General features: G+C 67.7%; 18 protein-coding genes. 5 read left to right on the top strand and 13 right to left on the bottom strand.

Annotated features, from left to right (window positions below):
• Positions 1-104: 104 nt before the first annotated feature.
• The 7 genes from C2U58_RS18485 to C2U58_RS18455 all read right to left on the bottom strand — a co-directional run bounded on the left by C2U58_RS18485 (position 105) and on the right by C2U58_RS18455 (position 8,495).
• Positions 105-1,211 carry an NADH:flavin oxidoreductase/NADH oxidase gene (locus tag C2U58_RS18485; RefSeq protein ID WP_102947180.1) on the bottom strand — a complete coding sequence of 369 codons (1,107 nt, stop codon included), beginning with the start codon at positions 1,209-1,211 and terminating at the stop codon, positions 105-107.
• A gap of 97 nt (positions 1,212-1,308) precedes the next feature.
• Positions 1,309-2,124, bottom strand: coding sequence for an NAD-dependent protein deacetylase (locus C2U58_RS18480; protein ID WP_102947179.1), 816 nt, complete (start codon positions 2,122-2,124; stop codon positions 1,309-1,311).
• Between the two features lie 48 nt (positions 2,125-2,172).
• On the bottom strand, positions 2,173-2,586 hold the full coding sequence (locus C2U58_RS18475) for an acyl-CoA thioesterase (RefSeq protein WP_102947178.1): 414 nt from the start codon (positions 2,584-2,586) through the stop codon (positions 2,173-2,175).
• Between the two features lie 119 nt (positions 2,587-2,705).
• Positions 2,706-3,725 carry a ribonucleotide-diphosphate reductase subunit beta gene (locus C2U58_RS18470; protein ID WP_102947177.1) on the bottom strand — a complete coding sequence of 340 codons (1,020 nt, stop codon included), beginning with the start codon at positions 3,723-3,725 and terminating at the stop codon, positions 2,706-2,708.
• Between the two features lie 127 nt (positions 3,726-3,852).
• A complete protein-coding gene (locus C2U58_RS18465; RefSeq protein ID WP_102947176.1) occupies positions 3,853-6,237 on the bottom strand; it encodes a ribonucleoside-diphosphate reductase subunit alpha in 2,385 nt (794 codons plus the stop codon).
• Positions 6,238-6,723: 486 nt separating this feature from the next.
• Positions 6,724-7,824, bottom strand: coding sequence for a cell division protein ZapE (gene zapE, locus C2U58_RS18460; RefSeq protein WP_102947175.1), 1,101 nt, complete (start codon positions 7,822-7,824; stop codon positions 6,724-6,726).
• Positions 7,821-8,495 (bottom strand): CocE/NonD family hydrolase, encoded by a 675-nt coding sequence (locus C2U58_RS18455; protein ID WP_102947202.1) that lies wholly within the window; start codon positions 8,493-8,495, stop codon positions 7,821-7,823. The genes zapE and C2U58_RS18455 overlap by 4 nt, the downstream gene beginning before the upstream one ends.
• A gap of 55 nt (positions 8,496-8,550) precedes the next feature.
• Between C2U58_RS18455 and C2U58_RS18450 the strand changes: the two genes are divergently transcribed.
• Complete coding sequence (locus C2U58_RS18450; RefSeq protein WP_102947174.1) at positions 8,551-9,408, top strand: hypothetical protein; 858 nt, start codon at positions 8,551-8,553, stop codon at positions 9,406-9,408.
• A 42-nt stretch (positions 9,409-9,450) separates the two neighbouring features.
• On the opposite strand, the gene C2U58_RS18445 is transcribed toward C2U58_RS18450, so the two are convergent.
• The 3 genes from C2U58_RS18445 to C2U58_RS18435 form a co-directional block, all read right to left on the bottom strand.
• Positions 9,451-10,899: an ExeM/NucH family extracellular endonuclease gene (locus tag C2U58_RS18445; protein ID WP_102947201.1), complete on the bottom strand. Its 1,449-nt coding sequence runs from the start codon at positions 10,897-10,899 to the stop codon at positions 9,451-9,453.
• A 242-nt stretch (positions 10,900-11,141) separates the two neighbouring features.
• Positions 11,142-11,660 (bottom strand): c-type cytochrome, encoded by a 519-nt coding sequence (locus tag C2U58_RS18440; protein WP_102947173.1) that lies wholly within the window; start codon positions 11,658-11,660, stop codon positions 11,142-11,144.
• Between the two features lie 105 nt (positions 11,661-11,765).
• Entirely contained in the window at positions 11,766-12,371 is a 606-nt protein-coding gene (locus C2U58_RS18435) for a TetR/AcrR family transcriptional regulator (protein ID WP_070208150.1), read from the bottom strand.
• A gap of 101 nt (positions 12,372-12,472) precedes the next feature.
• Here C2U58_RS18435 and C2U58_RS18430 point away from each other — a divergent pair, with 101 nt between their 5' ends.
• Genes C2U58_RS18430 through C2U58_RS18420 form a run of 3 tightly spaced genes read left to right on the top strand, consistent with a single transcriptional unit; the run spans position 12,473 to position 17,272 of the window.
• The gene (locus tag C2U58_RS18430; RefSeq protein ID WP_102947172.1) at positions 12,473-13,636 is read left to right on the top strand and encodes an isovaleryl-CoA dehydrogenase; all 1,164 of its coding nucleotides are present in this window, start codon (positions 12,473-12,475) and stop codon (positions 13,634-13,636) included.
• A gap of 10 nt (positions 13,637-13,646) precedes the next feature.
• A complete protein-coding gene (locus tag C2U58_RS18425) occupies positions 13,647-15,257 on the top strand; it encodes a carboxyl transferase domain-containing protein (RefSeq protein ID WP_102947171.1) in 1,611 nt (536 codons plus the stop codon).
• A gap of 32 nt (positions 15,258-15,289) precedes the next feature.
• A complete protein-coding gene (locus C2U58_RS18420) occupies positions 15,290-17,272 on the top strand; it encodes an acetyl/propionyl/methylcrotonyl-CoA carboxylase subunit alpha (RefSeq protein ID WP_102947200.1) in 1,983 nt (660 codons plus the stop codon).
• A gap of 4 nt (positions 17,273-17,276) precedes the next feature.
• Here C2U58_RS18420 and C2U58_RS18415 read toward each other — a convergent pair whose 3' ends face one another.
• Both C2U58_RS18415 and C2U58_RS18410 read right to left on the bottom strand, forming a co-directional pair.
• Positions 17,277-19,754: a putative peptide modification system cyclase gene (locus C2U58_RS18415; protein ID WP_102947170.1), complete on the bottom strand. Its 2,478-nt coding sequence runs from the start codon at positions 19,752-19,754 to the stop codon at positions 17,277-17,279.
• A 1-nt stretch (position 19,755) separates the two neighbouring features.
• Complete coding sequence (locus C2U58_RS18410) at positions 19,756-20,913, bottom strand: putative peptide maturation dehydrogenase (protein ID WP_102947169.1); 1,158 nt, start codon at positions 20,911-20,913, stop codon at positions 19,756-19,758.
• 182 nt (positions 20,914-21,095) lie between these two features.
• On the opposite strand from C2U58_RS18410, the gene C2U58_RS18405 reads away from it, so the two are divergent.
• Positions 21,096-21,398: an NHLP-related RiPP peptide gene (locus C2U58_RS18405; RefSeq protein ID WP_102947168.1), complete on the top strand. Its 303-nt coding sequence runs from the start codon at positions 21,096-21,098 to the stop codon at positions 21,396-21,398.
• A gap of 24 nt (positions 21,399-21,422) precedes the next feature.
• On the opposite strand, the gene C2U58_RS18400 is transcribed toward C2U58_RS18405, so the two are convergent.
• On the bottom strand, positions 21,423-23,903 hold the full coding sequence (locus tag C2U58_RS18400) for a putative peptide modification system cyclase (protein ID WP_102947167.1): 2,481 nt from the start codon (positions 23,901-23,903) through the stop codon (positions 21,423-21,425).
• Between the last annotated feature and the right edge of the window lie 10 nt (positions 23,904-23,913).

The following is a 23,913-nucleotide window of genomic DNA, read 5'->3' as shown; positions in this document are numbered from 1 at the left end:
AGTCTAGTGGACCCGCGCCGGAAGGAGCAGCGTTGCTGTCAGTTGAAACCTTCCTGCGTGCGCCCGGGCGCGCCCCACCAGCGGTGGGGCGTTACCGGTACGCGTTACGCGCCTGGCGCGTTGAACACGCCGCGTGCTTCGCGCGGTTCGCAGCGCAGGTACTGCGGGGCCGGGGTGACCGAATCGCCCAGGGCGGCGGCGGCGTGCCACGGCCAGCGCGGTTCGTAGAGGATGCCGCGCGCGAGCGCGATGGCATCTGCGTGGTTGTGGCGCAGGATCGATTCGGCTTGGGCCGGGTCGGTGATCAGGCCCACGGCGATCACCGGCATGCGGACCTTGGCCTTGAGTGCGGCGGCGAACTGCACCTGGTAGCCGGGTTCGAGGGTGATCTGCTGGCGCGGGTCGAGGCCGCCGCTGGACACGTGCAGGAACTGGCAGCCGCGCATGTCGAGGATCTGGGCCAGCGTGCTGCTCTGTTCGATGTCCCAACCGCCGGCGACCCAGTCGGTGGCGGAGATGCGCACGCCGACGCTGATGCGGTCGGAGACGGCTTCGCGCACGGCGTCGAAGACGCGCACGAGCAGGCGCATGCGGTTTTCGAGCGAGCCGCCGTATTCGTCCTGGCGGTGGTTGCTGAGCGGCGAGAGGAACTGGTGCAGCAGGTAGCCGTGGGCGGCGTGCAGTTCGATCAGGTCCAGGCCAGCGCGTTCGGCGCGGCGGGCGGCGGTGACGAAGGCTTCGACTACGGCATCGATGTCGGCGGCGTCCAGTTCGGTGGGGACGGTGTCGGTCTTGTTGAACGGCATTGCCGAGGGCGCGACAGGGGTCCAGCCGTGCGGGTCGGAGGCCGGGATCTGGCCGCCGCCGTCCCATGGACGGGGGGACGAGGCTTTGCGGCCGGCATGGGCGAGCTGAACGCCGAGCGGCATCGGCGACCACTGCTTGACCGAGGCGATCACCGAGGTCAGTGCGGCTTCGGTGGCGTCATCCCACAGGCCGAGGTCGGCCCAGCTGATGCGGCCTTCGGGGAGGACGGCGGTGGCCTCGAGGATCAGCAGGCCGGCGCCGGACTGGGCGAGCTGGCCGAGGTGCTGGCGGTGCCAGTCGTTGGCCAGTCCGTCAGTGCTGGAGTACTGGCACATCGGTGCGATGACGATGCGGTTGGACAGTTGGAGCGGTCCGAAGGATACGGGGGAGAAGAGCTGGCTCACGGGCGGGCGACTTGGGGGGAGATCAGAACAGGTGGGTATTGCACCGCGAAGTGGGTTTGCGGGCAACCGTATGTGTGGAACGGTGCGGGAGACAGTCTTACGCGGTAGCTGGCAGCAGGAATGACAAGGCGGGGGCGCAGGGTTGCTCTACCTTCAGGGTGAGCAGGTCGTCGGCGCGCGTGCGGCCGAGGTTTAGTGCGGCTACTGGCAGGCCTGCCTTGGCGGCGGCCTGGACGAAGCGGTAGCCGGAATAGACCATCAGCGAAGAGCCGACCACGAGGACGGCGTCGGCGTTCTGCAGGTGGGCGTGCACGGCGTCTACCCGTGCGCGCGGGACGTTTTCGCCGAAGAACACGACGTCTGGCTTGAGGATGCCGCCGCAGTGCGGGCAGGCCGGGACGTTGAACGCGCTGAAGTCCACGTTCTCCAGGTCGGCGTCGCCATCCGGTGCGATGCCCGCCTCGAGCGTTTCCCAACCGGGGTTGGCGGCCAGCAGGGTGTGCTGGAAGGCCTCACGATCGCTGCGGGTTTCGCAGCCCATGCAGCGCACCTGGTCGAGGCGGCCGTGCAGGTCGATCACCGCTTCGCTGCCGGCACGCTGGTGCAGGCAGTCGACGTTCTGGGTGAGCAGCACTTCCACCTGGCCGCGTGCTTCCAGTGCGGCCAGGGCGGCACGGGTCCCATTCGGCAGGGCCTGGCCGAAGCGCGGCCAGCCGATCAGGCTGCGTGCCCAGTAGCGCTGGCGGGTGGGCTCGCCGCCCATGAAATCCTGGTAGTTCACCGGCGGGGTGCGCTTCCACTGGCCGTCGGCGTCGCGGTAATCGGGAATGCCGGAGTCGGTACTGCAGCCGGCGCCGGTCAGGACGAACAGGCGGCGCGCGCTATGGATGAAGTCGGCCAGGGGCGTAGGCATGCCAGCTAGATGGGGGCGATTGCAGGCTTCGCAATCGCCCCGGCCTGTTCAGGGTCCGGCGATGTCGGCCGGCAGGGCGGGCACGGCGGTGGGGTGGTGGTTTTCGTCCAGCGCGATCATCACGAAGTGGCCGCGGGTGCACAGTTTGCGCTCGCCGGTGTGCAGGTCTTCGGCGATCAGCTCCACTTCCACCTTCATCGAGCTGCGGCCGACTTCGACGATGCGGCCCACGGTTTCGACCATCTGGCCGACGCTGATCGGCAGCTTGAAGTCGACCTGGTCGGAGCGGGCGGTGACCACGGTGCGGCGCGAGTAGCGTGCGGCGGCCAGGAAGGCGGCCTTGTCCATCCAGGCCAGCGCCTGGCCGCCGAACAGGGTGCCCATGTGGTTGGTGTGGTTGGGGAAGACGATTTCGGCCATGCGCACTTCGGTGGGCGGGACGATGTCGGGCGTGGCGGTCATGGGGGGCGGCCGTGTGAAGGGGTGTCGCGCGGATGATACGGCAGCGGCGGTGACACGGACGCCTGCAACGAAAAAACCCCGGCAGCGCCGGGGTCTTTCGGGACACGTTCTGGATGGACTCAGAAGTTCATGTCGAAGGCGACTTCGCCCTGCACGCCCACCTGGTAGGCCGAGGGGCGGCGTTCGAAGAAGTTGGTCAGCTCCTGCACGTCCTGCAGCTCCATGAACGGCAGCGGGTTGCGCACGTTGTACTTCTTCTCCATGCCGAGCTTGGCGAAGTGGTTGTCGGCGCAGTGCTGCAGGTACTCGCGCATGTCGCGGGTGGAGATGCCGGCCACGCCGCCGGAGAGCACGTCTTCGGCGAACTGCACTTCGCAGTCGATGGCTTCGGCCAACATGTCGTAGACCTCCTGCTTCATCTTGTCGTCGAACAGGTCGGGCTCTTCTTCGCGGACCACGCGGACCGATTCGAAGGCGAAGTCCATGTGCGCGCTTTCGTCGCGGAACACCCAGTTGGTGCCCGAAGCCAGACCCGGCAGCAGGCCGCGCGAACGGAAGTAGTACACGTAGGCGAAGGCGGCGAAGAAGAACAGGCCTTCGATGCACGCGGCGAAGCAGATCTGGTTGAGCAGGAACTGGCGGCGCTCTTCGCGGGTTTCGATGCGCTTGAGGTCCTGGATCGAGTCGATCCACTTGAAGCAGAAGTCGGCCTTCTTCTTGATCGAGTCGATGTTCTCCACCGCGGCGAAGGCTTTGACGCGCTCGTCCGGATCCGGCAGGTAGTTGTCGAGCAGGGTCAGGTAGAACTGCACGTGCAGCGCTTCTTCGTACAGCTGGCGCGACAGGTACATGCGCGCTTCGGGCGCGTTCAAGTGCTGGTACAGGTTCAGTACCAGGTTGTTGGACACGATCGAGTCGCCGGTGGCGAAGAACGCGACCAGGCGGTGGATCAGGTGGCGCTCGCCCGGCGACATCTTGGTGTGCAGGTCGCTGATGTCGATCTGGAAGTTGATTTCTTCCACGGTCCAGGTGTTCTTGATCGCGTTGCGATACATGTCATAGAACTGCGGGTAGCGCATCGGGCGCAGGGTCAGTTCAAAACCGGGATCGAGCAGCATTTGGCGGGGCTTGTCAGCCATGGTGATTCCTTGCGAAGAGCGGCCGGGCAGAGCCCGGCGCTACGATCAAAAGCAGTTGGTTGAGGGCCGGCCAACGGCCGGCGCTACCGATGCGGTGTGTCAGCCCGGTGGGGCCGGCACGCCGGTCTTATTGGCAAGCCTCGCAGGCTTCCGGGTTTTCCAGCGAGCAGGCCACGGCTTCGACCGGGGTGTAGCTGCTGACGGTGGTCTTGGCGATCTTGGTGGCCGGACGCGAACGCAGGTAGTAGGTGGTCTTGATGCCCTGCTTCCAGGCGTACATGTACATGGAGGACATGGCGCCGATGTTCGGGCTTTCCATGAACAGGTTGAGCGAGGCGGACTGGTCGATGAAGGCGCCACGGTCGGCGGCCATGTCGATCAGCGAACGCATCGGCAGTTCCCATGCGGTGCGGTACACCTGGCGCAGGGTTTCCGGGATCTGGCTGATGCCCTGGATGGAACCTTCGGCCAGCTTGATGGTGTCGCGCATTTCCGGGGTCCAGTGGCCGAGCTTCTTCAGCTCGTTCACCAGGTAACGGTTGACCTGCAGGAAGTCGCCCGAGAGGGTTTCGCGCTTGAACAGGTTGGACACCTGCGGCTCGACGCACTCGTAGCAGCCGGCGATGGAGGCGATGGTCGCGGTCGGGGCGATCGCGATCATCAGCGAGTTGCGCAGGCCGTGTTCCTTGATGCGCTCACGCAGGGCGTCCCAACGCGCGGTGTCTTCCGGCACCACGTTCCAGGCGTCGAACTGCAGCTCGCCGCTGGCCGCACGGGTGTCGGCGAAGGACGGGTGCTTGCCGCGTTCCTGGGCCAGCTCGACCGAGGTTTCCAGCGCGTGGAAGTAGATGGTCTCGGCGATCTTCTTCGACAGCGCGCGGGCTTCGGCACTGTCGAAGGCCAGGCGCTTGCGGAAGAACACGTCCTGCAGGCCCATGCAGCCCAGGCCGACCGGACGCCAGCGCAGGTTGCCGCGACGCGCCGATTCGATCGGGTAGAAGTTCAGGTCGATCACGCGGTCGAGCTGGCGCACGGCCAGGCGCACGGTGTCGGCCAGCTTTTCGTAGTCGAATTCGCCGTGGACGTCGAAATGGTTGCCCAGGTTGATCGAGCCCAGGTTGCACACCGCGGTTTCTTCGGCCGAGGTGATTTCCAGGATTTCGGTGCACAGGTTGGACAGGTGGATCACGTTGCCGGCGCGCAGGGTCTGGTTGCTGGCGCGGTTGCACTTGTCCTTGAAGGTCATCCAGCCGTTGCCGGTCTCGGCAAGGGTACGCATCATGCGCGAGTACAGCTTGCGCGCGGAGATGGTGCGGTTGGCCTTGCCCTGCGCTTCAGCCTGCAGGTACGCCGCTTCGAAGGCTTCGCCGAACAGGTCGGTGAATTCGGGCACCACGCGCGGGTCGAACAGCGACCATTCCTGGTCGGTCTCCACGCGCTTCATGAACAGGTCCGGGATCCAGTTGGCCAGGTTCAGGTTGTGCGCACGACGCGATTCGTCGCCGGTGTTGTCACGCAGTTCGAGGAAGTCTTCGATGTCGGCGTGCCAGGTTTCCAGGTACACGCAGGCCGCGCCCTTGCGCTTGCCACCCTGGTTCACCGCGGCCACGGACGAGTCCATGGTCTTCAGCCACGGCACGATGCCGTTGGAATGGCCGTTGGTGGACTTGATCAGCGAGCCGCGCGAACGCACGCGGGTGTAGCTGACGCCGATGCCGCCGCTGAACTTGGACAGCTGGGCGATGTCGCCGTACTTGGAGTAGATCGATTCCAGCGAGTCCTGCGGCGAGTCCAGCAGGAAGCACGAGGACAGCTGCTCGTGGGTGGTGCCGGAGTTGAACAGGGTCGGGCTGGACGGCAGGTAGTCCAGGTTGCCCATGCGCTTGTACAGCGCCAGGGCTTCCGGCACGTCTTCGCTCAGGGCGCTGGCGATGCGCAGGAAGAACTGCTGCGGGGTCTCGATCACCTTGCGGGTGTGCGGATGGCGCAGCAGGTAACGGTCGTACAGGGTACGCAGGCCGAAGTAATCGAAGTTCAGGTCCAGGCCGATGTCGATGGCGTCGTTGAGCTTGCGCGCGTTGGTCTGCACGAAGTTCAGCAGGCGGTCGTTGATCAGGCCCACTTCGTGGCCACGGCCGACCGACTGCGAGAAGGCGTGGATTTCCTGGCCGGACACTTCCTTGGCGATGTAGTTGGCCAGCAGGCGCGCGGCCAGGCGGCCGTACTCGGGCTCTTCACCGATCAGCAGGGCGGCGGTGCGGATGGACAGCTCGTCCAGCTCCTGGGTGGTGGCGCCGTTGTACAGGCCGGAAATGGTGCGGGTAGCCACGCGCATCGGGTCGACCGCATGCAGGCCCTCAGCCGAACGCTGCACCGCGCGCACGATCTTGTTCAGATCCACCAGCTCGGTCGTTCCATTGCGCTTGGTGACGCTCATCGCCGTATTGGTCGGCGGCGAAGTCAGCAGGAATTCGCTTTCCTGAGTGGTGGCTGCGCTGGTTTCGGTGCTCACGGCGTTTTCCTCTTGGCGTGATTTGGGGCGGCACTAGGTGGCGCGCTCAGGTCTTCAGGGTGGCACGAGGGCGTCTCAGGAAGCGCGACTGCAGCTCCCGTGGTGACGCCGGTCATCCCTCCCCCCGGAGATTGTCGCGACTGGCTCGGCGGTGGCCTCCACCACTTGGGGTCGGTGGAAGGGCCAGCCACAAGATAGTGGGGGTATATGGGCGAGTCAACGCCAAATGTAGGGAATCTGGGCAATCCCTTGTGGCGCAAGGAGCGGCTGGGAAGGGCGTCCGACGAACGGTCCCGACCTGTGGAAATGGAGTGCGCAGTCAAGCGTCAGGGGCGACTTTTCGGTGTGATGCAGGGGTTTGAAAAACGGAACGATGGCGTCACGCGGGCGTAACGAATTGGCGTGGTCCGGCTCCGCGCGCAGCCACGCAGGGCGTGGCTCTACCGGGGGGATTCCATTCCCAGGGTGCCCGGCCGGGGCACCGCGTTACGCCCGGTGCGGGGTGCCCAGGTATTCGGCGCTCTGCATTTCGATCAGGCGCGAGGCGGTGCGCTCGAAGGCGCCCTGCAGGCGGGTGCCGGTGTACAGGGCGACCGGGGCGTCGGTGGCGGTACAGACCAGGTTGACGTGTCGGTCGTACAGCTCATCGATCAGGTTCACGAATCGGCGGGCGGCGTCTTCATTCGTGCGGTCGAAGTGCGGGATGTCGCCCAACAGGACGGTGTTGAACTCGTGGGCGATCTCGATGTAGTCCGAGGGGCCGCGCGGGCCTTCGCACAGGGCCTTGAAGTCGAACCAGACGATGCTCTTGCCGCGCGCGCGGACCGGGATCTTGCGGGCCTCGATCTCGATGTTGCCGGGCTTGGGCGACTGCCCGCCGCTCAGGGCGGCCCAGCGGCCGGCGAGCCAGGCGTCGCTTTCGGCGTCGCGCGGGGCCTGGTACACCGGCGAGTGGGTCAGCGCGCGCATCCGGTAGTCTTCGGTGCCTTCGGCGTACAGCTCCACGCAGTAGGTCTGCAGCAGGCTGATCGCCGGCAGGAAGCTGTCGCGCTGCAGCCCATTCAGGTACAGGTTCTCCACCGCCGTATTGGAGGTGGTGACCAGGGTGACGCCCTCGGCAAACATGCGCTCGAGCAGGCGCGCCAGCAGCATGGCGTCGCCGATGTCGGTGACGAAGAATTCGTCCAGCACCAGCACGCGCAGCCTGGTCCGCCATTCCTGGGCGATTTTGGCCAGCGGGTCGCTCTGGCCCTGGTGCTCGCGCAGGCGTTCGTGGATGCCGCGCATGAAGCGGTGGAAGTGGGTGCGGTACTTCTGCTCGATCGGCAGGCCCTCATAGAACAGGTCCACCAGGAAGGTCTTGCCGCGCCCTACCCCGCCCCAGAAGTACAGGCCCTTGACCGGCTCGGGCTTCTTCCAGAAGGCCGAAAGGCGGTCCAGCCAGCCGTCCTGGGCGCTGTCGAGCAGGGCCAGGTGGATGCGGTCCAGTTCCGCCAGGGCGGCGTGTTGGGCCGGGTCGTTCTGCCATTCGCCCTTGGCCACGCCGTCGGCGTAGCGCTGGGAGGGGGTCATCGGGGTGTCGCTCATGCGCTGGCGCTGTCCGCAGTGGGCAGCCAGTGCTTGACGCCGTGGGTGATGGCGCCGCGCAGGTCGATCAGCTTGCGATGGAAGAAGTGGCTGGTTTCGGGCATGCGCACCAGCTCGTGCGGGGCGTCCAGGCTGTCCAGCCAGTTGTAGACGGCCTGCGGGTCGACGATTTCATCCTCGTCGCCCTGGATGACCAGCCAGCGGGTCGGCGGCTGCACGCCGTCGAAGTCCCAGCGACCGGCGGGCGGGGCGATCGAGACCAGCACGTCCGGCTGCAGCTCGGCGGCGGCGCGCAGCGAGACGAAGGCGCCGAAGCTGAAACCGGCCAGCCACAGGGTGGCGTCCGGGCGCTGTTCGCGGACCCAGGCAGCAACCGCCTTGAGGTCGTCCTGCTCGCCGTTGCCGTGGTCGAAGGCGCCGGCCGAAGCACCGACGCTGCGGAAGTTGAAGCGCACCGTGGTGATGCCCAGCTCGCGCAGGGTGGTGCCGACCATGGTCACCACCTTGTTGTGCAGGCTGCCGCCCTCGGTGGAGAGCGGGTGGCAGATGATCGCCACCACGGGCTGGGCGGGCACGTCGGCCTTGGGCAGATCGACGGCCACCTCCAGCGCGCCGACCGGGCCGGCCAGCTGCAGGGTGCCGCTTTCAGTGGGGAAAGTGGGATTGTGCATGGCGTCATAATACCGCTCCCCTGCGGCCTTCACCGCCGCGCCTGCCTGGAACCCCATGTTCTATCTGCTTTTCAGCGTGGTCTGCAGCGTGTTGGTCTCGGTGCTGCTGAAGCTGGCCGCCCGGCGCGGCCTGGATGTAGCGCAGATGGTGACCTGGAATTACCTGGTGGCCGCCGGGCTCACCGCAGTGGTGCTGCAGCCGCCGTTGCAGGCGCTGCAGAGCACGCATGCGCCGTGGCCGGCGCTGCTGGTGCTGGCGGTGGTGCTGCCTTCCCTGTTCCTGATTTTGGGCCGCGCGGTGGCGGTGGCCGGGATCGTGCGCACCGATGTGGCGCAGCGGTTGTCGCTGCTGTTGTCGCTGTTGGCTGCTTTCTTGTTCTTCGGGCAGAGCGCGACGCCGCTCAAGCTGCTCGGACTGGGCCTGGGGCTGGTGGCGATGGTGGGCATCAGCCTGCGTCCGCGCGGGCCGGCGGTGGCCGGTGAAGCCGGGAGCTGGCGCTGGCTGCTGGCGGTGTGGGTGGGCTTTGCGCTGGTAGACGTGCTGCTGAAGCAGGTGGCGCTGTCGGGCACGCCGTCGATGGCGGCGCTGCTGGCGTGTTTCAGCATTGCCTTCGTGCTGATGCTGGCAGTGCAGGTGTGGCGGCATGCTAGCGGGCGCAGCCGGCTGAGCGTGCGGAATGCCGGGGCCGGCGCGCTGCTGGGGCTGCTCAACGGCGGCAACATTCTTTTTTATGTGCACGCGCACCAGGCGCTGCCGGACAGCCCGGCCACGGTGTTTGCCGGGATGAACATCGGCGTGGTGGTGCTCGGGGCGCTGGTGGGGGTGTTCGCGTTCGGCGAGCCGACCACGCGGTGGAACCGCGCGGGGTTGGCGTTGGCGGTGGTGGCGATCGGGTTTATCGCCTGGGGATGATTGGCGCAGCCACGCAGGGCGTGGCTCTACCGCCCCACCGGATTACTTGTCGAACCCGAGGATCAACGGGTCGTGATCCGAACTGCGCCACGGGCCAGCTTCATTACGGCCCTGGTACCCCACGTCGTCGGCTTCGTCGGCATTGATATGCCATTCGGCCGCGCCGCGCAGGCGCTTGGCCATGCCGGGGCTGAGCAGGGCGTGGTCGAGGCGGCCAGTCATGCCGCTGTAGACGTAGCTGTAAGGATGGTCGACCTTCGCCACGGCGAAGGCGTCTCGCCAACCCGCGTCATGCAGGGTGCGGATCGGGGCTTCCATGGCGTAGGCGTTGAAGTCGCCGAGCAGAATGGCGTCGGAAGTGCCGGCACCGGTCGGGTCGGTGCCCAGCCACTGGTTGAGCAGGCGCGCCGATTCGACCCGGGTGGGATTCCAGCAGCCCTGGCCGTCCTTCTGGTCGGCGTCGGCGCCGCTGGCTTCGGAGCAGCCCTTGGACTTGAAGTGGTTGGCCACCACCACGAACGGCGCGCCCTTGCCGGCGCGGAAGGCCTGGGCCAACGGCACGCGGCTGTGCGGGCCGAACGGGGCGGTTTCCAGCACGGCCGGGGCGCCGACCGGGGTCACCCTGGAGCTGCGGTAGATGATGCCGACCCGGATCGGGTTGTCGCCCGGGCCCTTGCCGGCGTCGATGAAGCGCCAGTCGGCCCTTTTGCCGCGGTTGGCGTTGAGCGCGGCGACCAGTTCGGCGATGGCCGACTGCGGGCCGTAGCCGTCATTCTCCAGTTCCATCAGCGCGGCCACGTCGGCGCCGAGCGCGTTGACGGTAGCGACCAGCTTGGCAGTCTGCGCCTGGTGTTCGGCCAGGGTGCGGGCGCCGCGCAGGGTGGGATAGCCGCCGCCCTGGCCGTCGCCGTTGAAGAAGTTTTCCAGGTTGAACGCGGCCACCTTGAGTGCGCCGGGGACCACGGGCGCGTTTTCCGGGCGGGCCAGCGCGGGCAGGTTCAGCGGGGTGGTGACCTGCAGGCGCGGGGTGCCCTTGTCGTCCACGTGGACGATGCCTTCCACGTTGCGCAGCACGGTACCGGTGCGCAGGGTTGCATTGGGCGGCAGGTAGGCGACCGGGCCGGGGTCGCGGGCGTTGCTGCCGTCGTCGAGCAGCAGGCGGCGGCGCCGGTTGTCGGCGATGACTTGGGCGTGGGCGTCGGTGCCGGGTGCGGCCACTTCGCTGGGCTGCCAGAGGCGGCCTTCGAAGGACACGGTGAGTTCGCCGAAGCGGGTGAGGCCGTCGGTGCCGGCCAGGGTCAGCGGCGCGGCGATGCGCACGTGCTGGCCGTCGAGCGCGCGCCAGTCGGCGGGGGCGGCGGTGAGGGTGACGGTGGCGGAGGTCGGAGCCGCCGCCGGCGATGCGGTCGGGTGTGCCTGCGGCTGGGCCTGGGCGAACGTGGTGGCGGGCAGCAGCAACGACAGGGCAAGAGCGAGGGAGCGACGGCGCATCGGCGGGGTGGTCATGGAGTGCGGGTGCACAGACTAACGCCGAATTGTGGCGGGAAGCGGGCACGGGTGGGGATTTGGGCGGGTTGGGCAAAGCCGCCTGGGGTGGGTTTACGTGGGACACGCATGGCGTGTCGCTACCCGGGTGGTGGCCGACCCTGCGACCGTGTGGCCGGTCGCTGCGTAGAGACACGCCATGCGTGTCCCACGCGATGCCGGATGCGGGGATGACCCCGCCCCACCGATTACTTCAGATTCGCCAGCATCCAATCCACCGTCGCATGGATCTGCTCTTCCGTAAGCGCAGGATTACCACCCTTAGGCGGCATGATCCCGCCGTCCGGGCCGGTGTAGCCCTCGATGGCGTGCTTGTAGAGCGTGTCCTTGCCCTGGCCCAGGCGACCATCCCAATGCGCGTGGTCCAGCGTCGGCGCCTGGCCAACACCGGTGGTGTGGCACGCCGTGCACAGGTTGTCGAAGATCACCTTGCCGTCGGTGGTGCCGCCATAGGCGACCTGCGAAGCGGCCTTGGCCAGGGCTGCGGCCTTCGCCGCCGCCTGGTCGGCCATGCCGGTGGCGCCGGCATACACCGCGCCGGCCGGGGCAATGCGCAGTTCGGTGCGCTTGGCGGCCTGGGGCGAGATCTCAGGGGGAATACGGGTATGCAGGTACGCAGCGAACAGGATCAATCCGAGCGTGATGGCCATCAATAACGCAATGACCATGGAAAAGCGTTTCAGGAACTCGAGGTCGTAATTCCGCACTCTCTTTCACCCCTGGCTGGCAGTCGTTGGACTACGGCTTGTCCGCCGAGTATGACCAGCGTCGGCGGCGCTCTGCAAGCCGCCGCCAGGTGATGCATTGCAGCATCAACCGCCTGCAGCGCGCAGGCAGAAAACGCAGATCGATTCCACCAGCGCGGTCTGGTCGCCGTGACCGTCGCGGCTGGGCGCCGTAGGGCCGACCAGCGCTTCGGTAAACGCTCCGACGATGCAGGCCGCAGCCACCTCGGTGTCCTGCGCGGGGAAGCTGCCGGCTTCCACGCCGTCATCCACGATGCGGCGGAATACGTCACCGAACAGGCGGCGGCAGCGGATGCGCTCGGCTTCCACTTCCGGGTCCACCGGCTCGGCGATGAAGGCGTAGGCCAACCCGGGACCGGCCAATGCGCGGCGCACGAACGCGGTGATCGCCCGGCGCAACCGCTCCGGGGCGGGCAGCGGTTCGGCAGCGATGCCTTCGAAGATGCGCAGTTCGTGCTCGACCGCGTCGGTCAGCACCTCCACGAACAGTTCGGCCTTGGACGGGAAGTGCCGGTAGATCAACCCGGTGGAGACCCCGGCCTCGGCGGCCACGGCGGTCACCGGGGCGTTGCGGTAGCCGCCGGCGGCGACCAGGCGACGGGTCGCCAGCAGGATCCGCTCGCGGGCCCCGGCCAGGCGTTCTTCCATCAGTGCGGAGCGTTTATAGGCCATTTGCTGATTCTATGTTCAATTTTTGAATTTGTATTCACTTTTGCTGCCGGGAGGACTAGGCTGGAGGCCTATCGTCCCCTTCTTCCGCTCGGAGCTGCCTCATGCACGTCCCCACCATGAACTTCGACCTGGGCGAAGAGATCGACATGCTGCGCCAGAGCGTGGCCCATTTTGCCTCGGCCGAGATCGCGCCGCTGGCAGCCAAGGCTGATGAAGAGAATCTGTTCCCGCACGCGCTGTGGCGCAAGCTCGGCGAGCAGGGCCTGCTCGGCCTGACCGTAGAAGAAGAGTACGGCGGCAGCGGCATGGGCTACCTGGCCCACGTGGTGGCGATGGAAGAGATTTCGCGCGCGTCGGGCGCCATCGGCCTGTCCTACGGCGCGCACTCCAACCTGTGCGTGAACCAGCTGCGCAAGAACGGCACCGAAGACCAGAAGCAGCGCTACCTTCCCGGCCTGTGCAGCGGCGAGAAGGTCGGCGCGCTGGCCATGAGCGAACCGGGTGCCGGTTCGGACGTGGTGTCGATGAAGCTGCGCGCGGACAAGCGCGGCGACCACTACGTGCTCAACGGCAACAAGATGTGGATCACCAACGGCCCGGACGCCGACGTGCTGGTGGTGTACGCCAAGACCGACCCGAACGGCGGTGCCAAGGGCATCACCGCGTTCCTCATCGAAAAAGGCATGAAGGGTTTCAGCACCGCGCAGAAGCTGGACAAGCTGGGCATGCGCGGTTCCAACACCTGCGAGCTGGTGTTCGAGGACTGCGAAGTACCGGAAGGCAACGTGCTGGGCACGGTGGGCGGTGGGGTCAAGGTGCTGATGTCCGGCCTGGATTACGAGCGCGTGGTGCTCTCCGGCGGCCCGCTCGGCCTGATGGCGGCCGGCATGGACGTGGTGATGCCGTACGTGCACGAGCGCAAGCAGTTCGGCGAGGCGATCGGCACGTTCCAGCTGATCCAGGCCAAGCTGGCCGACATGTACGTGGGCCTGAATGCCTGCCGCGCCTATGTGTATGCGGTGGCACGCGCCTGCGACCTGGGCCGCACCACCCGCCAGGACGCTGCCGGTGCGATCCTGTACTCGGCCGAGAAGGCCACCTGGCTCACCGGCCAGGCGATCCAGATCCTGGGCGGCAACGGCTATATCAACGAGTACCCGACCGGGCGTTTGTGGCGCGATGCCAAGCTGTATGAGATCGGCGCCGGCACCTCGGAAATCCGCCGCATGCTGATCGGCCGCGAACTGTTCCAGCGCACCAAGTAAGGGCCCTGCGATGACTGTACTGAGCACCCAGCTGCAACCCGGCAGCGAGACCTTCGAAGCCAACCGCGCTGCCCTGCAGGCGGTGGTGGACGACCTGCGCGCCACCCTGGCGCAGACCGCGCTGGGCGGCAGCGAGGCGGCGCGGCAGAAGCACACCGCGCGCGGCAAGCTGCTGGTGCGCGACCGCATCGATGCCCTGCTCGACCCGGGCAGCGCGTTCCTGGAAATCGCGCCGCTGGCCGCGCACGGCATGTATGGCGACCCCATTCCCAGTGCCGGCGTGGTGGCGGGCATCGGCCGCGTTTCCGGCGTTGAGTGCGTGATCGTGGCCAACGACGCCACGGTCAAGGGCGGCACCTATTACCCGATGACGGTGAAGAAGCACCTGCGCGCGCAGGAAGTGGCCGAGCAGAACCGCCTGCCGTGCATCTACCTGGTGGACTCCGGCGGTGCGTTCCTGCCGCTGCAGGACGAGGTGTTCCCGGACCGCGATCATTTCGGCCGCATCTTCTACAACCAGGCCAACCTCTCCGCGCAGGGCATTCCGCAGATCGCCTGCGTGATGGGCTCGTGCACCGCCGGCGGCGCGTATGTGCCGGCGATGAGCGATGAAACGGTGATCGTGCGCGAGCAGGGCACCATCTTCCTGGGCGGCCCGCCGCTGGTGAAGGCGGCCACCGGTGAAGTGGTGACCGCCGAAGAACTGGGCGGTGCCGACGTGCACACGCGCATTTCCGGCGTGGCCGACCACATGGCCGACAACGACCTGCAGGCGCTGGCCCGCGTGCGCGCCATCATTGCCCAGCTCAACTGGCGCAAGCCGGAGCCGGCGCTGGCGGTGCAGGCCCCGTCCGAACCACGTTATCCGGCGCAGGAGCTGTACGGCGTGATTCCCGCCGACACCCGCAAGCCGTACGACGTGCGCGAGGTGATCATGCGCGTGGTGGACGACTCGCGCTTCGACGAATTCAAGCCGCGCTACGGCAACACGCTGGTCACCGGTTTCGCGCACCTGCACGGCTACCCGGTGGGCATCATCGCCAACAACGGCATCCTGTTCTCCGAGTCCGCGCTGAAGGGCGCGCACTTCATCGAACTGTGCACCCAGCGCGGCATTCCGCTGGTGTTCCTGCAGAACATCACCGGCTTCATGGTGGGCCGCAAGTACGAACATGGCGGCATCGCCAAGGACGGTGCCAAGCTGGTGATGGCGGTGGCCTGCGCCAAGGTGCCCAAGTTCACCGTGGTGATCGGCGGTTCGTTCGGTGCCGGCAACTACGGCATGTGCGGCCGCGCCTACTCGCCGAACTTCCTGTGGATGTGGCCGAACGCGCGCATCGGCGTGATGGGCGGCGAGCAGGCTGCCAGCGTGCTGGCCACGGTCAAGCGCGATGGCATCGAAGCCAAGGGCGGGCAGTGGTCGGCGCAGGACGAAGACACGTTCAAAACGCCGATCCGCGACCAGTTCGAACAGCAGGGCCACCCCTACTACGCCAGCGCGCGGCTGTGGGACGACGGCGTGATCGACCCGGCCGATACCCGCCGGGTATTGGGCCTGGCGCTGTCGGCCAGCCTCAACGCCCCCGCCCGCAAGACCGACTTCGGCGTGTTCCGGATGTGATCCGGCCCCCTGGCATGCGCAACGAGACCACCATGTTCACCAAGATCCTGATCGCCAACCGTGGCGAAATCGCCTGCCGCGTCATCGCCACCTGCCAGCGCCTGGGCATTGCCACGGTGGCGGTGTATTCCGACGCCGACCGCGACGCCCGCCATGTGCGCCTGGCCGACGAAGCCGTGGGCATCGGCCCGGCCCCGGCGCGCGAAAGCTACCTGCGTGCCGACGCCATCCTGGCCGCCGCGCGCAGTACCGGTGCGCAGGCGATCCATCCGGGTTACGGCTTCCTGTCCGAGAACGCGGACTTCGCGCAAGCCTGTGCCGAGGCCGGCATCGTGTTCATTGGCCCCTCTGCTGCTGCAATCCGCGCGATGGGCGACAAGAGCGCGGCCAAGGCGCTGATGGCGCAGGCCGGCGTGCCGCTGACCCCGGGTTACCACGGCGACGCGCAGGACCCGGCGTTCCTGCGCGAACAGGCCGACGCCATCGGCTACCCGGTGCTGATCAAGGCCAGTGCCGGCGGCGGTGGCAAGGGCATGCGTCGCGTGGACGACAGCACGGCCTTCATCGATGCCTTGGCCAGCTGCCAGCGCGAGGCGCAGTCGGCGTTCGGCAACGCACACGTGCTGGTGGAAAAGTACGTGGAGCGTCCCCGCCATATTGAGATCCAGGTGTTCGGCGACAGCCACGGCAACGTGGTGTATCTGTTCGAGCGTGACTGCTCGGTGCAGCGCCGCCACCAGAAGGTGCTGGAAGAAGCGCCCGCGCCGGGCATGACCGTCGAGCGCCGCGCCGCGATGGGCAAGGCCGCAGTGGATGCCGCGCGTGCGGTGAACTATGTAGGCGCGGGCACGGTGGAATTCATTGCCGGGCCGGGCGGCGACTTCTACTTCATGGAAATGAACACCCGCCTGCAGGTGGAGCACCCGGTGACCGAGTGCATCACCGGTACCGACCTGGTGGAATGGCAGCTGCGCGTGGCCAGTGGTGCACCGCTGCCGCTGCAGCAGGAGCAATTGCAGATTCGGGGTCATGCGCTGGAAGCACGGTTGTATGCCGAGGATGCGGACAAGGGCTTCCTGCCGTCCACCGGTACGCTGCGTCACCTGCGCCTGCCTGCGGGCAGCGCGCATGTGCGCGTGGATGCGGGCGTGGAACAGGGCGATGCGATCACGCCGTTCTACGACCCGATGATCGCCAAGCTGATCGTGTGGGACGTGGACCGCGACGCGGCGTTGCGCCGCATGCAACAGGCGCTGGCCGAGTGCGAAGTGGTGGGCGTGACCACCAATGCGGCGTTCCTGCGTCGGTTGGTGATGACCGATTCGTTTGCGAACGCGAAGCTGGATACGGCGTTGATCAAGCGCGAGCAGGCGGCGCTGACGTTGGTCGACGGCGACACCGATGCTGCGTTGTGGGCGCTGGCGGCGGTGGCTGCGGTGGCCACCGACGCGCCGGCCAGCATCGATGCGCACGACCCGCATTCGCCGTGGCAGGCCAATGATGGCTGGCGTCTGGGGCAGCGCGCGGCTCGGCGGGTGACGTTGGAGCATCGCGGCAGCCAGCGCGTGGTGGCCGTTGAAGGCGGCGCTGGCGCGTGGTCGCTGCGCGTGGATGACGCCGAGGTGCAGGCCACCGGCCTTGTCGGCGGTGAGCAGCTTGCACTGCAGATCGGGCAGACCCTGCACCGTGCGCGGATCGTGCGCGACGGCGGCGAGCTTTACCTGTTCGGCACGGACGGCGTGCAGCGCTTCACCCTGCATGATCCGGTGAGCGAAGCTGATCAGGGCGTGGCCGATGCAGGCAGCCTGGTCGCACCGATGCCGGGCCGGATCGTGGCGACGTTGCTGGCACCGGGCACGCAGGTTACGCGCGGTACCCCGCTGCTGGTGCTGGAGGCGATGAAGATGGAGCACACGCTGCAGGCGCCGGCGGATGGGACGGTGCAAGGTTACCGGGTCAAGGCCGGTGATCAGGTGGGGGACGGCGCGGTGTTGGTGGATTTCGAAGCCACGTAATCCATCATTGCCGCAACGTGGCGTCCGACACCATGTCGTGCACGTTCAACGCCTGCATCAACTGGGTGTTGGCGACTTCGGCGATCGCCCTGCCCCGGTTTTCGAACAGCCATTCGTTCTGCTTGTGGAACTCCGGCACGTCACCGAGCTGGCGATACGCTTCGCGCAGCACCACGCGCGCCTGCACCGGCTCGTTGCCGTCCATCAGCGGTTTCAGCAGCGCCACGCCCTGGGCCGGCGTGCCCTGCCCCATCTTCTGCATGGCCTGCACCACGGTGCGCCATTTGCCGATCACCGGGCTCTTCTGCTTCACCAGCAGCGGGTCGTACTCGGCCAGCAGGCGGTCGGCCAGCGCATGGTCGCCCTGGCGCTGCGCCAGGTACACCAGCGACAGCAGGCGCAGCATGCGGTCGGGCATGCCGGGATCGTTGGGGTCGGCCAGCTGGGGACGCATGTCCGCTGCGATGCGCGCCAGCGCGTCGGCGTCGCCCTCCTGGCACGCGGTGTCGACCACCGTTTCCAGCAACTCGCGATGCACGCGGAAATCCTGCGACACGGTCGGCATGGGTTCGGTCGACAGTGCCTCGCGCATGCCCGTGCAGTCGTCCTGGTCCGCCGCCAGCAGCAGGCGCACGCGCACGTTCATCAGTGCCGGCAGTTCATCGTCGGGTTTGCCGAGCCTGGCCAGTACCTCGCCCGCTTCCTTGTAGCGGCGCATGGCGATAAGCACATCGGCGCGCGGGTCGACCGGCCCACGGCGGGTGAGCTGCTCGGACTGCTTGAAGCTGCGCACGGCCTCGTCGTAGCGGTTGGTGCCCAGCTGGATCCAGCCCAGGTTCGCGTATGAGAACGCACGCAGCGTGTTCGACGGCACGGTGGCAGCGCGCGCGTAACGCTCGGCATCGTCGAAGCGGTTGTCGAGCAGCAGGTACCAGGAGGTCGTATACAGGCCTGCGTACGAATCCGGATAGACATCGGCCAGCACGCGCCAATCGTCGAGCGGCCACGACACCGGGCTCAGCTCGTTGCTCCAGGCTTTCAGGTACAGCCGCTCGCGGTGAGGCAGGCGCTGGCTCACGGCCATCGCGCGGGCGAGGTGGGGCTGCGCTTCAGCGCGCTGGTCCAGCCGCACCAGCAGCCTGGCCAGCCCGACGTGGGCCATGGCGAAGTCCGGGTCGGCGTCGATCGCCGCTTCGAACAGCTTGGTGGCTTCGGAAAAGCGCCGCCGGCCCATGGCGCTCTCGGCCAATGCAAAGGACTTCAGGGCCTGCAGGTTGGCGGTGGTGGCCTGCGGCAGCGGTACCGACTGCTGCACCGACGCCACCGATTCGCCCAGCCCCGCGCGCAGCTGGCCGACCACATCGTCCACCGCCGCGATCACATCGGCGGAGCCTTCCGCCTTGGCCCGATAGCTGCGTACCACCGCGCGGCTGGCCGGATCGAGCAGGTCCACGCTGACCAGGTAATGCCCGGCGGACTCGCGGATGGCCGGCGCCAGCACCATGCGAGCGCCCTCACGGGACGCCACGTCGATGGCCAGGTCGCGGTCCAGGGCGCGCGTGGACGGCACCCGCAGCAGGTCGCGCGATTCGGTGACCTTGCTGCCGGAGAGCACGTTGACGTAGCGCGACTGCTCCAGGCTCATCAGCAGGGCGCGTTGCAGTGAGTCGTCGAACAACGCTTCACCACTGGCGTTGTCCACGTCGGCCAGCACCACCCAGTCGCGCTCGGCGAAGGCGATGGCGGGTTCGGGGCGCAGCAGCAGCCAGGTGCCGATTCCCAGCAGGCCGACCAGTGCCACCTGGGCGGCCAGCGCCGCCGGCCGGCGCCACACCGGCAGCACGCGGCGCGCCTTGGCATTGCCACGCGGCATGCGCATCGGGGTGATGCCCAGCTCGCCGGCCTCGAACACTTCCTGCACCGACGGCACCGACTTGAAGCGCCAGCGGCCGTGCGCCTTCCAGAGCAGCCTGTCGCCGCGTTCGCCCAGCATGCTGCTGGCGCGCCGGGTCAGGGTTTCGGCCACCGCCGAGAGCAGGATCTGGCCGGGCCAGGCCAGCATCATCAGGCGCGCGGCCATCGGCTTGGCCAGGCCTTCCACCTCGACCGGCTTGGCACCGGCGGCGACCGCCTCCGCACTGTTCTCCCAGGTCAGCACTTCGCCGACGTGCAGGCCGGCGCGCGCGCTGAGCTCGATGCCGCGCTGCTTGCCGATCTCCAGCAGTTCGCGCTGGTAATCCAGTGCGAATCCGAGCGCGTCGATCGGCCGCTCGAACAGCATGAATACGCCGTCGGAGCGATCGATCTGCTGCCCGTGCCAGTGCTGCTGCAGCGCCAGGACCAGCCGGTCGTGCTGCTGGAACAGTTCGGCTGCCAGGCTGTCGCCGAGCCGTTCAACCAGCCCGAGCGAATCGCACAGGTCGGTGAACAACAGGGCTTTCAGCAGCGGGGGCTGGGTCGAGGGTGCGCTGTCGCCGTCCATGCTAGGGCCAAACCACCTTGTTGGGATCGAACTCTGCCGTGTCCAGCGTATCACTGCGCCAGCCCACGCCCACGATTGCGACGGGGCTCTGGGTAACGCCGTCCAGCGCGAACACCGCCTCGGTGTCGATTTCATTGATGGCAGCGGTCACGAAGGCGGCCAGGCCGGCCTCGGTGGCCGCCATGTACAGGGCCTGCGAGAGGTGGCCCACGTCCAGCAACAGGGCGCGGTAGGCCTTGGCGTGGTTGCGGTACTTCCAGTTGGTGCGGGCGAAGCGCGGCACCAGGACCAGATGGGCGGCCGCGTTCGAGAACCAGTCCTGGCCGGACAGCATGGCCTCGGCGACGTCCTGCAACGGCCGCTCGCAGTGGCGTGGCAGCGCCACCAGCGCATGCTGCACAGGGTGGTAGTGGTACAGCCCCGGCGCCAGGCCCTCTACGCGCTGCACCAGCAGATAGGTCTCGGTGGGATGCAGCCCACCGCCGGACGGCACGTTCTTTTTCAGGAACGTGGTATCGGCCTCCATCTGCACCACGGCCTGGGCCTTCACCGTGCGCTGCAGCAGCTGCGCCAGCTGCGCCTGGTCGATACTGCGGGCGGCATCGAAATTGCGGCAGGTAGTGCGGCGTTCGAGAAGCTGGTCGTACCCGGTGGCCTCCACGGTGGGGAGTGGCTGATAGGTGCCCGGGTGCGGCTGCACCGCCGGCGGCGGCGCGCCCAGCTGCCGGCGCAGGTCGTTGACGGTGACCATGTGGCTGTCGCGCATCTGCGCGGCGCTGTTCACGCCACGCCAGCGGGCATGACGATGGACCAGTGCCGCCAGCGGCCACCAGTGGCCGTCCCGCATGCCTTCGTCGCGCTGGCGGTGGGCGGCATGTTCGTCGTCGTCCGAGATGAGCAGCCCGGTCGCCAGCAGGGGCTGCCAGTCGCCCGGCGGGCAGCCGATGTCGCGCGCGTCGGTCCAGAAACGGGAACCCAGCCCGCCCAGCAGCTCCCGCTGCGCAGCCGTCACCGGCACGGGCTGTTCCAGGTGCGCGGCCAGGGCGACCCACGTGATGGTCGTGGAAGGCTCGGTGCGCCCGGCCAGCATGGCAGCGAAGTCGAGGCGGACCTCCTCCCGTGGCTCGAACATCACAGTGGTGCAGCGGCGCAGTTTCATCGGCGAATGACCGTGGAAGGACCCGGCCATTCTAGCCGGGGCACGGCAGGGTTCCCCCGGGCGTGGCCGGTCTCCAACGTTACCTGCGTACTGCCTCGCACCGCGCGTTTGCACCCCTGCCGGCGCTACATTCCCGGCCACCCGGGCCGATAACCTTCACTTCACCCACTGGATCGACCGCAATGAGCAACGACAAACCGGAAACGAACAAGATTTCCCCTGAAATCGCCGCGCGGCTGGTCAGCAGGCTGATCGACGACCCCGCCTTCCGCGAGCTGTTCCAGAAAGATGCGCGCCAGGCGCTGACCGAGATCGGCTTCAGTCCGGACGAGCAGCCGCTGTGCTGCGATATCCAGCAGCTGGCGAGCGTGGAAGAGCTTCGCGCGGTGCAGGCGCAGCTGGAGCAGTACCTGAGCACGTCAACGCAGGCGATGTTGCTGCCGCACTGCTTCGAGGCAGGCAAGGCCGCCGACTCGCTGGAATGAGTGCACCGCCAGCCTGCGCCCGGTCTACTGGGGACGCAGGCTGGCGTCGGCCAGCGTGTCACGTACGCTCAGCGGCTGCATCAGCTGCATGGGCGCCAGTTCGGCAAACGCCTGGCCGCGATGGTTGAACAGCCATTCGTTCTGCTTCTGGAACTCTTCCGCATTGCCCAGCCGACGTTGCGCCTCGCGCAGCACCACCCGTGCCTGGACCGGCTCGGTTCCGTCCAGGATCGGCCGCAACAATGCGTCGGCCTGGGCGGGCTGGTCTCTGCCGAGCAGCTGCATGGCCAGCACCACGGCATGCCACTTGGCGATCAATGGGCTCTTCTGGGCCGCAAGCAGCGCCCCCTGCTCGCGCAGCAACGCATCAGCGCGCGCGAAGTCGCCCTGGCGCTGCGCCAGATAGGCAAGCGACAGCATGCGCAGCAACCGGTCCGACAGGTTCGGGTTGGCGGTATCCTGCAGCAACGGCAGCAGCTGGTCGGACACCGCAGCCAATGCCGCGGGATTCGGCCGCTCGCACACGGTGTCAACCACCGCGTGCATCAGCAACACATGCGTGCGGAAGTCGACCGATTCGCTCGGCGCCTTCTCGCTGGCCAAGGCAGCAGTCATGCCGGTGCAGTCGTCCTGGTCGGCGGCGAGCAGCACCCGCACACGCTGGTACATGATGGCCTGCAGTTCGTCACGGGCCTTGGGCAGCTGCGCCAACAACGCCTGTGCCTCCTTGTAGCGCCGCTGGGCGATCAGTACGTCTACCCGCGTGTCGCTGACGCTGCGGCCGATCACCTGCTCGGACAACTGGAAGCTGCGTAATGCATCGTCGTAGCGGTTGGTGCCCAACTGGATCCAGCCCAGGTAGCCGAGGGTGCCGGCACGCAGCGGAGCCTTCGGTCCCGAAGCGGCGCGCGCATAGCGCTCGGCTTCTGCAAAGCGGTTGTCCAGCAACAGGTACCCGGCGGTGTTGGCCTGTCCGGCAAAGAAGTCGGGATACACTTCCGCCAGCACCCGCCAGTCTTCCAGCGGCCAGCCATCCGGACGCAGCTCGCTGCTCCACGCCTTCAGGTACAGGCGCTCGCGGTGCGGCAATCGATCGTTCAGCGCCAGCGCCCGCTGCAGGTGCGGCAGGGCTTCAGCGCGCTGGTCCACGCGCACCAGCAGCTTGGCCAGACCCATGTGGGCCATGGCGAAGTCCGGGTCCGCGTCCAGCGCCGCCTCATAGAGCTTGGCAGCTTCGGTGAAGCGATACCGGCCCATCGCGTTTTCGGCCAGGGCGAACGATTTCAGTGCCTGCAGGTTGTTGGTGGTGGCCTGCGGCAACGGCACCGACTGCTGCACCGAGGCCACGGTTTCGCCCAGGCCGGCGCGCAGGCGACCGACGACGTCGTCCACGGCGGCGACCACGTCACCGGGGGAACCCGCGTCGGCCTGGTAGGTACGCACCACCCCTCGGGTAAACGGGTCCATCAGGTCCACGGCGACCACGTACCGGCCGTTGGAGCGACGGATGCTGGGGGCCAGCACCATCCGCGCACCCTCGCGTGACGCCACGTCGCCGGCCAGCTCCCTGTCGAGCGCGTGTTCTGCCGGCACCCGCAGCAGTTCGAGCGACTCCTTCACCCTGCTGGAGGACAGCACGTTGACGTAACGCGACTGCTCCAATCCCAACAGCAGCGCACGCTGCAGGCTGTCATCGAACAGCTTGTCGCCACTCGCATTGTCGACGTCGGCCAGTACCACCCAGTCGCGCTCGGCGAAGGCGATCGCCGGCTCGGGGCGGAGCAGCATCCAGCCGCCGATGCCGAGCACGGCGAGCAGGGCGACTTCCGCCGCCAGCGCGACCGGCCGGCGCCAGAGCGGCTGCTTGCGCTGCGCCTTGGGGTGGGCCTTGGGCATGCGCAGCGGCGCGAAGCCGGGTTCACCGACCTCGAACACCTCCTGCGCGGTGGGAATGCCCTTGAACAGCCACGGGCCGTGCGAGCGCCACTGCAATGTTTCGGCGCGCCCGCCCAGTTCACTGCTGGCACGACGGGTGAGCGATTCGGCCACGGCCGAGAGCAGGATCTGGCCGGGCCGCGCCAGCCCCATCAGGCGCGCGGCCATCGGCTTGGCCAGGCCTTCCACTTCCACCGGCTTGGCGCCGGCCTGGACCGCCTCCGGGCTGTTCTCCCAGATCAGCACCTCGCCCACGTGCAGGCCGGCACGGGCGCGCAGCGGAATGTTGCGGCGCTTGCCCAGCTCGTGCAGTTCACGCTGGTAGTCGAGCGCGAAGCCGAGCCCATCGATGGCGCGGTCGAACAGCAGGAACAGGCCGTCGGAGCGGTCGATCTGCTGCCCGTTCCATTGCTGCTGCAACGCGAGCACCAACCGGTCGTGCTGCTGGAACAGGTCGGCGGCGGCGCTGTCGCCGATGCGCTCGACCAGCACCAGCGAATCGCACAGATCGGTGAACAGCAGGGCCCGCAGCAGCGGGAGCTGGTTGGACGGTCCGTTGTCGCCGTTCATTGCAGGCCCC

Source organism: Stenotrophomonas sp. VV52 (genome assembly GCF_002893095.1).
Taxonomy (GTDB): Bacteria; Pseudomonadota; Gammaproteobacteria; order Xanthomonadales; family Xanthomonadaceae; genus Stenotrophomonas; species Stenotrophomonas aracearum.
The sequence above is the reverse complement of the archived record's forward strand: the minus strand, read 5'-3'. Positions and strand labels throughout refer to the sequence as shown.